Source organism: Kitasatospora sp. NPDC059577 (assembly GCF_042735475.1).
Lineage (GTDB): Bacteria > Actinomycetota > Actinomycetes > Streptomycetales > Streptomycetaceae > Kitasatospora.
This window is the reverse complement of sequence record NZ_JBHWBZ010000014.1, coordinates 15567-23571: the sequence shown is the minus strand read 5'-3', so window position 1 is coordinate 23571 and position 8005 is coordinate 15567. Positions and strand designations below refer to the sequence as shown.

Genomic DNA, 8005 nt, shown 5'->3' with positions numbered 1-8005 from the left:
GCGCCGGTGCTCCCCCAACCCTCAGCGGTCTCCCCCGTCACCCCCCCCCCCCCCGGGGGGGGGCCCCCCCCGGCCCCCCCCCCCCCCCCCCGATCGGGCGTTCGCGGGGCCTCAGGCCGCGGCGGGGAGCTCGTCGAGGCCCTCCTGGACGAGCTTGGCGAGACGGTCGAGCGCGTCGTCGGCGTTCTCGGCGTCGGAGGCCAGGACGACCTCGTCGCCGCCCTGGGCGCCCAGGGCGAGGAGGCCGAGCATGGAGGCGGCGTTGACCGGGTTGCCGCCGGGCTTGGCGATGGTGATCGGCACGCCGGTGGCCGTGACGGCCCGGACGAAGACGGAGGCGGGACGGGCGTGCAGGCCCTCGGCCCAACCGATGGTGACGCGGCGCTCAGCCATGAGACGTGCCTTTCCGGTGAAGCTGGTCACGGCCGTGCTCGGGGAGCGGGGGAAGCGGCCATGTTGTCTAGACCAGTGTTGCACGCAGGGGGCCCTGCGAACCGCGGTGTTCAGGACTTGTGATTGTTTCTTTTCGGGGCATAAACCCCGGCGCCCGGTCCCGTCCACCCTGCCGTGGGCTCGCGCCCGGCGCCATCCGGCCCACCGCCGGATAACCTGACGAATGTGGACGACCCCGCGGCAACGAACCCCGAGCGGCATCCGGACTACCCGCAGCACTGGGAAGCCGACATCCTGCTGCGCGACGGCGGCACGGCCCGGATCCGGCCGATCACTCCCTCCGACGCCGGCCGCCTCGTCGAGTTCTACGAGCAGGTCTCCGACCAGTCCAAGTACTTCCGATTCTTCGCCCCTTATCCCCGGCTCTCCGACAAGGACGTCCGCCGCTTCACCCACCACGACTTCGTGAACCGGGTCGGCCTCGCGGTGGTCGTCCGGGACCACTTCATCGCCACCGTCCGGTACGACCGGATCGACGCCGAGGGCCGCCCCTCCGTCACCGGGACCGATGCCGAGGTGGCCTTCCTGGTGCAGGACGCCCACCAGGGCCGCGGCGTGGCCTCGGCGCTGCTGGAGCACATCGCCGCCGTCGCCCAGGAGCGCGGCATCCGCCGCTTCCAGGCCGAGGTGCTGCCGGAGAACCGGAAGATGGTGAAGGTCTTCACCGACGCCGGCTACACCCAGCACCGCAGCTTCGCCGACGGCGTGGTGCACCTGGAGTTCGACCTCGAACAGACCGACCGCTCGCTCGCCGTGATGCGTGCCCGCGAGCACCGTGCCGAGGCGCGCTCGGTGCAGCGCCTGCTCACGCCGCGCTCGGTCGCGGTGATCGGGGTCTCCCGCACCCCGCAGACGGTCGGCCGGGCGGTCCTGCGCGACGTGCTGGCCGGCGCCCCGGCCGGGTGCCCGGTCTACGCGGTGAACCGCAACGCCCCGCCCGGCACCGAACTGGACGGCGTCCCGGTGCACCGTTCGATTCTGGACATTCCCGGGCCGGTGGACCTCGCCGTGATCGCCGTCCCCGAGGGAGCCGTCCCGGCCGCCGTGGCGGAGTGCGGCGCGCACGGCGTGCAGGGCCTGGTGGTGCTCACGGCCGGCTACGCGGAGACCGGTCCGGAGGGCCGGGACCGGCAGCGCGCCCTGGTCCGCCAGGCCCGCGCGGCGGGGATGCGGGTGATCGGCCCGAACGCCTTCGGCCTGATCAACACCGACCCGGCGAACCCGCTGAACGCCTCGCTCGCGCCGCGCCTGCCCGGCCGCGGCGGCTTCGGGATCTTCTGCCAGTCCGGCGCGATCGGCGTGGCCCTGCTGGAGGCCGCCCACCGCCGCGGCCTCGGCGTCTCCTCCTTCGCCTCGGTCGGCAACCGCGCCGACGTCTCCGGCAACGACTTCCTGCAGTACTGGGCGGAGGACGAGGCCACCCGGGTCGTCCTGCTGTACCTGGAGTCCTTCGGCAACCCGCGCAAGTTCACCCGGATCGCCCGGCGCCTGGCCGCCGCCAAGCCGGTCGTGGTGGTCAAGGGCGCCCGGCACACCGGCAGCCTGCCGCCGGGCCACGCCGTCCCGGCCACCGCCACCGGCCTGCGGGACGCGACCGTCGACGCGCTGTTCGAACAGGCGGGCGTCACCAGGGTCTCCACCATCACCGAGCTGTACGACACCGGCGAGCTGCTGGCCCTGCAGCCGCTGCCGCCGGGGGACCGGGTCGCGGTGGTCGGCAACTCGGACTCGCTGGGCCTGCTCACCTACGACGCCCTGCTGAGCGCCGGTCTGCGCCCGCACACCCCGGTCGACCTGACCACCGCCGCGACCGGCGAGAACTTCCGGATCGCGCTGGACGTCGCCCTCGCCGACCCCGCCGTCGACGCGGTGATCGCCGTCGCGATCCCGCCGATCGGCACCTCCGCGCACGCCTTCATGGGCGGCCGGCTGACCGGCGACGACGACCCGGAGATGGGCTCGGACGACCCGGAGATCGCCGCCGGCCTGCTCGAAGCCGGTCAGCGGGCCGAGGAACTGGGCAAGCCGCTGCTGCTCGCGCACCTGGCCCTGACCGACCTGCCGGCCCGGCTGCGTCCGGGTGGCATCCCCGCGTACCCGGCGCCCGAGCGGGCAGTCCTCGCCCTCACTCACGCCGTCCACTACGCGCAGTGGCGGCGCCGGACGGCCGAGGCCGAGGAGACCGCGCGCGTGCCGGACCTGGACCGGATCGACGAGCCCGGCGCCCGCACCCTGGTGGCGGCGGCGCTGAGCACCCGGACCGCCGTCGCCGCCCGCACCCAGCCGGGCGGCGCTCGGATCACCCTGTCCGACGCCGAGGCCCGTGAGCTGCTGGCCCGCTACGGCATCGACGTCTCGCCGACGCTGCCGGCCCCGCACGAGGCGGCGGCGGTCGCGGCGGCGGCCTCGCTCGGCTACCCGGTGGCCCTCAAGGCGACCGCCCCCCACCTGCGCCACCGCCCCGACCTGGGCAGCGTCCGGCTGGACCTGACCGGCGAGCCGGGCCTGCGCCGCGCCCACCGCGAGCTGGACGTGCTGCTCGGCGGCGCCGCGCAGGCCGAACTGGTGGTGCAGCGACTGGCACCGCGCGGCGTGGACACGGTGATCGGTGCCACGGTGGACCCGGCGGTCGGCGCGATCCTGTCCTTCGGCCTGGCCGGTGCGCCGGCCGAACTGTTGGGCGACACGGCGCACCGGCTGGTTCCGGCCACCGACCAGGACGTCGCCGGGCTGATCCGGGAGGTGCGGGCGGCGCCGCTGCTGTTCGGCTGGCGCGGCGCCGAGGCGGTGGACACCGGTGCGCTGGAGGAACTGCTGCTCAGGGTGTCGCAGCTGGTGGACGACGTCCCGGAGATCGCGTCGGTGGACCTCGAACCCGTGGTCGTGGCCCCGCACGGGTTGGCGATCCTGGGGGCGCGGGTACGGGTCGCGCCCCTGCCGGTCCGCAGCGATCTGGGCCCGCGCGCGATGAGCACGCTGTAACCTTCCTTGGTTGCGCCCTGCCCGGGCGCTGTTGTCCGAAGCTCGGCGCCGTGCCGCCCGCTTCGTCGGCGGACCATGCCAGGATGGAGATATGGCGAAGACCGGTACCACCACCACTCAGGACCTGCGCTCGGCGATCGAGCGCAGCGGCTACTACCCGGCCCTGGTGTCCGAGGCGGTGGAGTCCGCGGTGGGCCCGGAGCCGATCAGCTCCTACCTGGTGCACCAGGAGACGACCTTCGACGCCAACGAGGTCCGCCGGCACGTGACGGTGCTGGTGCTGACCCCGACCCGTTTCGTGGTGAGCCACACCGACGAGCAGTCGGGGGCCGAGGGCAGCCCCTCGGTGCCGTTCGCGACGACCTCGACGGAGAGCGTGCGGCTGGACCGGATCGGTTCGGTCGTGGTGAGCCGGATGGTGGCGAACCCGGAGACGTACACGCCGGGGACGCTGCCGCGCGAGGTGGTCCTGACGATCGGCTGGGGCGCGGTGCAGCGCCTGGACCTGGAGCCGGCCGGCTGCTCGGACCCGAACTGCGAGGCGGATCACGGCTACACGGGTTCGGCGACGGCCGACGACCTCTCGCTTCGGGTGAGCGAGGCCGGTGACGGCCCGGAGACGGTGTCCCAGGCGCTCCTGTTCGCCCGGGCCCTGTCCGACGCGACGATCGACAACGGCCCGCGGGTCTGATCGCCGCCGCCTCCGACCGCTACGAATCCGGTTCCATGTCCTTCGTTCCTGCCGACGGCTACGACGCCTTCGAGATCCTTGACCCGGCCGCTGCCCCCGCGCCCCCCTACGGCAGCGGTTCGCTGTGCGACCTGCTGCCCTCGGTGGCGGCGGGGCTCGGTGTCCCCGGGTTCACCGCGACGCTGCCGATCGCCCCGGCGGACCGGGTGGTGGTGTTCCTGGTGGACGGCCTGGGGTGGGAGCTGCTGCTGCGCCACCCCGAGTACGCGCCGTTCCTCTCCTCGCTGGCCGGGAGTTCGCTGGGCGGCAGCGGCCGTCCGCTGACCGCGGGCTTCCCGTCCACCACGGCGACCTCGCTGGCCTCGGTCGGCACCGGCACGCCGCCGGGCCTGCACGGCCTGGCCGGGTACACGGTGGCGGTGCCGGGCGCCGGCTACCTGATGAACCAGCTGCGCTGGCAGCCGCCGACCGAGCCGCACGCCTGGCAGCCGTACCCGACGGTCTTCGAGCGGACGCACGAGGCCGGGGTGGCGACCGCGCAGGTCTCCTCCCCGTTGTTCGCGCAGACCCCGCTGACCCGGGTGGCGCTGTCCGGCGGCACCTTCCTGGGCCGCACCACCGGCGAGGAGCGGATGGACCTGGCGGCCTCCTGGCTGGCCGAGCACGACCGGGCGCTGGTGTACACCTACGTCAGCGAGCTGGACGGCGCGGGCCACCGCTTCGGGGTGGACTCCGACGAGTGGCGGATGACGCTGGACGCCGTGGACCGGCTGGCCCGCCGCCTGGCCGAGCGGTTGCCGCCGCGTTCGGCGATGTACGTCACGGCCGACCACGGCATGATCGACATCGCGCCGGAGGACCGGATCGACTTCGACGAGGACTGGGAACTGGGCGCGGGCGTGGCCCTGCTCGGCGGCGAGGGCCGGGCCCGGCACGTGTACGCGGTGCCCGGTGCCGCGGCCGACGTGTACACGGTGTGGAGCGAGGTGCTGGGCGACCGGATGTGGGTCGCCACCCGGGACCAGGCGATCGAGGCGGGCTGGTTCGGGCCGGTCGTGGACGAGCGGGTGTACGGCCGGATCGGTGACGTGGTCGCCGCGGCGCGCGACGACATCGCGATCGTCGCCTCCCGCAACGAGCCCGGCGAGTCCGCGATGATCGGCCTGCACGGTTCGATGACCCCGGTCGAGCAGTTCGTGCCGCTGCTCGAAGTTCGGGGCTGAGTCGCTCCCTTGATCCTTCTGTGCCCGAACTTCCCTGATTTGAAAGGCCCTTGCTCCACCCATGGCTGAACTGGTGTTCTTCTCGGGCACGATGGACTGCGGCAAGTCGACGCTGGCGCTGCAGATGGACCACAACCATGCCGCGCGCGGCCGGCGGGGCGTCATCCTCACCCGCAACGACCGGGCGGGCGCCGCGACGATCTCCAGCCGGCTGGGCCTGCAGGCGGAGGCGGTCGAGGTGACGGACGACTTCGACTTCCACGCGCACGTGGTGCAGCGGCTCTCGGCGGGCGGCCGGGTGGACTACCTGATCTGCGACGAGGCCCAGTTCTTCGCCGCCGAGCAGGTCGACCAGCTGGCCCGGGTGGTGGACGAACTGGACATCGACGTCTACACCTTCGGCATCACCACCGACTTCCGCACCCGGCTGTTCCCGGGCTCGCAGCGGCTGATCGAGCTGGCCGACCGGGTGGAGGTGCTGCAGGTCGAGGCGCTGTGCTGGTGCGGTGCGCGGGCGACCCACAACGCCCGTACGGTCGGCGGGGTGATGGTGGTCGAGGGCGCCCAGGTGGTGATCGGGGACATCTCGGTGCGAGACGACGAGGTCGGCTACGAGGTGCTGTGCCGCCGCCACCACCGCCGCCGCCTGACCGCGGCGACGGCCCGCGCCTCGGTGCTCTCGCCGGACGTGCTGCCCTTCGAGGAGCAGCAGGCCTGAGCGGTCCCCGGGGGAGCGGGCCGCCGGGCTCCCCCCCGGGCGTGTCCGGAAGACCCGTCCTAGGCCGCGGTCTCCAGCACCGAGAAGTGGCCGCCCTGCGGGTCGGCCAGCCGGGCGGCCCGGCCGCGGGCGGTGTCGTGCGGTTCGACCAGGATCCGGCCGCCGAGTTCCACGGCGTGACGGGCGGTCAGGGCCGCGTCCCGGACGGCGAAGTGGGTGCGCCAGCGCGGCGGGTGGCCGCGCAGGTCGGCGCGGTGCCGGATGCCGGCGACCGGCCGGCCGTGCACGAGCAGCGCGCTCTCGTCCGCGCCGGGCCGGACCTGGCGGTCGAGCACGGTGGCGTAGAAGGCCGCGGCGCCCTCGGTGTCGGGGGTGAGCAGTTCTGCCCAGGCCGGTTCGCCGGGGTCGGTGCCGGTCTCCCGGCCGAGGTGTTCCTCGCCCTGCCAGAGGCCGAAGACGGCGCCGGAGACGTCGGAGGCGATCGCCATCCGCCCGGCGCGTTCGGCCTGCAGGGGCCCGACGGCGACGGTGCCGCCGCACTCGCGGACCAGCTGGGCGGTGCGGTCGGCGTCGTCCACGGCGAAGTAGGTGGTCCACTGCACCGGGAAGCCGGTGGCGGTGGAGAGGCCGAGGCCGGCGACCGGCGCCCCGTCGAGTTCGGCCCGGACGTAGTCGCCGAGCTGGCCGGGCCCTGGGGTGTACGTCCAGCCGAGCAGCGCGCCGTAGAAGGCTCGGGCTCCGGCCGGGTCGTCGGTCAGCAGGCTGACCCAGCAGGGCGTGCCCTGGGCCAGTCGGAGTTCCACCGCGGGCAATGCGGGCCTCCTCGTGGGTGGTTGGCGCACGGAAATCCTCGGGCGCGAGGGTGATGCTTCCACCCTGACGGGCGCCCAACCCTCGGGCCGCGCGGAAATCCCGGCAAAGTCCGCACAAAGAGCGGCGGGTCGGCGTTGCTGCGCGACAATGGCCGCCATGACCACCTACAACGACGGTTCCCCGCTGATCTCCGCGGCCGAGCTGCGGGAGGCGCTCGCCTCCGCCCGTCCGCCGGTGCTGCTGGACGTGCGCTACCAGCTGGTCGGCGCCGCGCCGGGCGGCCCGACCGCGGCCGAGGAGTACCGGGCCGGGCACCTGCCCGGCGCCCACTTCGTCGAGCTGGACCGGGACCTGGCGGCTCCGCCCGGCGCGCCCGGCCGGGGCGGGCGCCACCCGCTGCCGGACCCGGAGGACTTCGGTGCGGCGATGCGCGGCTTCGGGGTGAGCGGCGGGCGCCCGGTCGTGGTGTACGACGGCGCGGCCTCGATGGCGGCCGCCCGGGCCTGGTGGCTGCTGCGGTGGGCCGGGCACCGGGACGTCCGGGTGCTGGACGGCGGATTCGCGGCCTGGCGGGAGGCCGGGCTGCCGGTGACGGCCGAGCTGCCGGAGCCCGCGGCCGGCGACTTCAAGCCGGTGCCGGGGCAGCTGCCGACGGTGGACGCGGACGGCGCGGCCGCGTGGGCGCGCGGCAACCTGCTGCTGGACGCCCGCTCGGGCGAGCGCTACCGGGGCGAGACGGAGCCGGTGGACCCGCGGGCCGGGCACGTCCCGGGCGCGGTGTCGGCGCCGACGACCGAGAACGTGGGCCCGGACGGGCGGTTCCGTCCGGCCGCTGAGCTGGCGGCCCGTTTCCGGGCGCTGGGCGCGGGGGAGCGGGAGACCGCGGTGTACTGCGGTTCGGGTGTGACGGCGGCGCACCAGATCCTGGCGCTGGAGGTGGCGGGCCTGCCGGCCACGCTGTACCCGGGGTCGTGGAGCGAGTGGTCGAGCGACGCGGGCCGCCCGGTGGCGGTCACCGGCCGGCCGGGCTGAGCCGGGGAAACGCCGCGGGGGGGGTGGTCCCGGCACCCGCCCCCCGGGGCCCCGTTAAAACCTCGTATTTGGCGCGGGGGCCGACAAGGACTA

7 protein-coding genes are annotated in these 8005 nt (G+C 74.7%); 5 read left to right on the top strand and 2 right to left on the bottom strand.

Annotated features, from left to right (window positions below):
• Positions 1–111: 111 nt before the first annotated feature.
• Positions 112–393 (bottom strand): HPr family phosphocarrier protein, encoded by a 282-nt coding sequence (locus ACFV0O_RS14335; RefSeq protein WP_360258304.1) that lies wholly within the window; start codon positions 391–393, stop codon positions 112–114.
• A 225-nt stretch (positions 394–618) separates the two neighbouring features.
• Between ACFV0O_RS14335 and ACFV0O_RS14330 the strand changes: the two genes are divergently transcribed.
• From ACFV0O_RS14330 to ACFV0O_RS14315, 4 genes are all read left to right on the top strand, one after another.
• On the top strand, positions 619–3435 hold the full coding sequence (locus tag ACFV0O_RS14330) for a GNAT family N-acetyltransferase (protein ID WP_380340969.1): 2817 nt from the start codon (positions 619–621) through the stop codon (positions 3433–3435).
• Between the two features lie 91 nt (positions 3436–3526).
• On the top strand, positions 3527–4126 hold the full coding sequence (locus ACFV0O_RS14325; RefSeq protein WP_360258300.1) for a DUF5998 family protein: 600 nt from the start codon (positions 3527–3529) through the stop codon (positions 4124–4126).
• 35 nt (positions 4127–4161) lie between these two features.
• Entirely contained in the window at positions 4162–5349 is a 1188-nt protein-coding gene (locus ACFV0O_RS14320) for an alkaline phosphatase family protein (RefSeq protein ID WP_380340965.1), read from the top strand.
• Between the two features lie 61 nt (positions 5350–5410).
• A complete protein-coding gene (locus tag ACFV0O_RS14315; RefSeq protein WP_360258296.1) occupies positions 5411–6067 on the top strand; it encodes a thymidine kinase in 657 nt (218 codons plus the stop codon).
• Positions 6068–6126: 59 nt separating this feature from the next.
• Here ACFV0O_RS14315 and ACFV0O_RS14310 read toward each other — a convergent pair whose 3' ends face one another.
• Positions 6127–6870, bottom strand: coding sequence for a VOC family protein (locus ACFV0O_RS14310; RefSeq protein WP_380341180.1), 744 nt, complete (start codon positions 6868–6870; stop codon positions 6127–6129).
• Positions 6871–7036: 166 nt separating this feature from the next.
• Between ACFV0O_RS14310 and ACFV0O_RS14305 the strand changes: the two genes are divergently transcribed.
• Positions 7037–7912 (top strand): sulfurtransferase, encoded by an 876-nt coding sequence (locus ACFV0O_RS14305; protein WP_380340963.1) that lies wholly within the window; start codon positions 7037–7039, stop codon positions 7910–7912.
• Positions 7913–8005: the final 93 nt, after the last annotated feature.